The organism is Cardiobacterium sp. (assembly GCF_057314735.1).
The window spans coordinates 1-2,272 of the sequence record NZ_DBHKZK010000090.1; the positions used below are offsets into that span (position 1 = coordinate 1).

2 protein-coding genes are annotated in these 2,272 nt (G+C 62.0%); both read right to left on the reverse strand.

Annotated elements, in window-relative coordinates:
- Positions 1-130, reverse strand: a 130-nt coding sequence (locus tag ACO54Z_RS12905) for an IS1/IS1595 family N-terminal zinc-binding domain-containing protein (protein ID WP_485997381.1), incomplete at its 3' end; no start/stop codon positions are given.
- A 177-nt stretch (positions 131-307) separates the two neighbouring features.
- Entirely contained in the window at positions 308-2,134 is a 1,827-nt protein-coding gene (locus ACO54Z_RS12910; RefSeq protein WP_485997380.1) for a M48 family metalloprotease, read from the reverse strand.
- Positions 2,135-2,272: the final 138 nt, after the last annotated feature.

A 2,272-nucleotide genomic window follows, 5' to 3' on the forward strand; every position in this document is an offset into this window, starting at 1 on the left:
TGTGGTCACCAACAAACTGCCTGCCACAGGCTTTGCAGAGGTATTTTTGCTTGTTATTGCCGGATTTGCCGTTTCGCTTTATATTCTGCCCACGGCAACGGGGACAGCAAATGGTAATTTGAATTTGCACAACTCAAATATACCGTGTCTCCGTTGCTTTTTGTTTGCCCGCCGTTTATCAGCATACATTTTAGGACACCACCTTATTTTTTCTGTCTGTGGGGCATTGCAAGGACAAATGCTTCTGCCGCTAATCCGCCGGGCTCGCCTGGCGGATTTTTTTGTTGGTGAGACCGCGGCTTTGACGTCAGCTCAGCGCCTGTTGTAAGGCGTAGCGCAAGTATGCCTGCGGCAGGGTAACTTTTTCGCGGCGGCGGTAGTAGCCTTCGATGGCGTCCAGCAGCGCCTTGCGGTAGGTGGCGTCTAGCTGGCGCAGATTTTCCAGATGGCGGCAGAGTTGCAGGCCGGTTTTAGCGTCGGCGGTGTCGAGCCGGGTGTGCGGCGGCGCGTCAAGCGGTAGGCTGTTTGTCCAGAGGCGCTGGTAGTTTTCTTGCGCTTCGTCATCGTCCGGCGCGTCGCTGATGAGGTAGTTGTAGAGGTAAATGATGGCGTCGCGCTGGGCGCGGTAGTTGCTGTCGTTTCCTGCCGGGTGACGGCTCGCGCGCCAGCAGATGTAGGCGGCGAGTTCGTAGCGGCTGAGATGTTTGTCCAGTTTGATCAGGCGCCGGATGTGTTGTTCGAGGGTGTCTTTTTCGCTTTCGCTGAGGGTGGCGGTGGCGCGGGTGAGGTGGCCGAGCAGCGGGATTTGTGCCAGCGGCGCGGCGTGTTCGATGGTGTTCAGCGCCGGGCGGGCGGCGTCGAGGGTTTCCAGCGGGATGACGCGGTTTTGTTCGATGTCGAAGGGGCTGGCGCCGCTGTGGTAGATGTAGAGGGCGAGGAGCGCGGCGGCGGCGTCCACGGGCGCGGGGTAGTGTTGCGCAGCCAGGGTGCGGTCAAGGCTGATGAGCGGGTAGGTGGCGCTGCTGGTGAGCGCGCTTTTGCTGCGCTGCACAGGGTTGGTTTCGTATTGGTCGCGCGCCTGTTGCTGGATGTCGAAGAGGATGGCGTCGAGTTCGCGCTCGCTGACGTCGCCGCCGCCCCAAGTCTGGATGCGTTCGCGCAGCGGCGGGTGGGTGCGCAGCAGGCGGTTCTGCGCGCTTTGGTAGTAGATGAAGTAGATGTGGGCGCGGTCAAGCGGCGGGCGGAGGAGGCAGACGCCGTTTTGTTGCAGGGCGAGGGCTTTTTTCAGCGCGCCGATGAGGGCGTCCGGGTGGCGGGTGTATTGCACGGCGCGGGCGTCGGCCATGTGTTCGCGTTGGCGCGAGAAGGCGGCTTGCAACAGGCGGCCGCAGAGGTAGTGGATGCTGCCGAAGAGGGCGAGGATACCGCCGGTGTAGCTGTAGCCCTGTTCGTTGGCAAAGAGGCCGCGCAGGTCAAACAGGTTGGCTTCCGGCGCGGTGTGGATGCGGTCTTGCTGGTTTTGCCATTCGCTGATGATGTAGTAACCGTGCAGGATGGCGGTGAGCTGGCTGTAGATGGCGAGGTCGCCGTTTTCGATGTGGCCGTATTCGTGGGCGATGACGGCTTGCAGTTCGTCGCGGGTGAGGCTGTCCAGCGCGCCCTGGCTGATGGTGAGCGCGAGGCTGTCGTCCGCGCCGCCGAGGATGAAGGCGTTGATGCTAAAGTCGTGGCGCTGGATGAAGGTTTCGGGCGGCGGATTGCCGGAAGCGGCGCTCATTTCGGCAACGAGGTTGGTGTAGCGGCGGTCGCGGGCGGAGTTGTCGCGGGTGGGTTCGGCACCGAGCGCCCGTGCCTGTTCGCCCGCGCTGCGTTCGCGCATTTTGCGTCGTGCGTCGCTGTAGGCAAGGAGCATGATGCCGGTGGGGACGAGGCCAAAGGCGAGGCTAATCCAAAGGTAGCGGCTGACGAAGTGTTGTCCGCTATAGACGGCGATGAGGGGAGAGATGCCAAAGAGGGTGAGCGCGCAGGCGAGGCTGTAGCTGAGGTAGCTCGCCAGCGCCGCCAGCCAAAAGGCGAGGTTGAGGCGGCGGCTGGTCGCAGCCGCCTGGCGGTGTTTTTCGCGGAAATTAGTCATGGGGTTTCCGGTCGGCGTTTACATACAGGGTAGCGGGGTTGGTGTATGTATGTTGGGGCGGTTTGATGCCCTGCCCTGTTTTCTCCGCGGCAGGGGCGGAGCGGGGTTAGGGGCTGTTTACAATTGGTCTAACCCCTT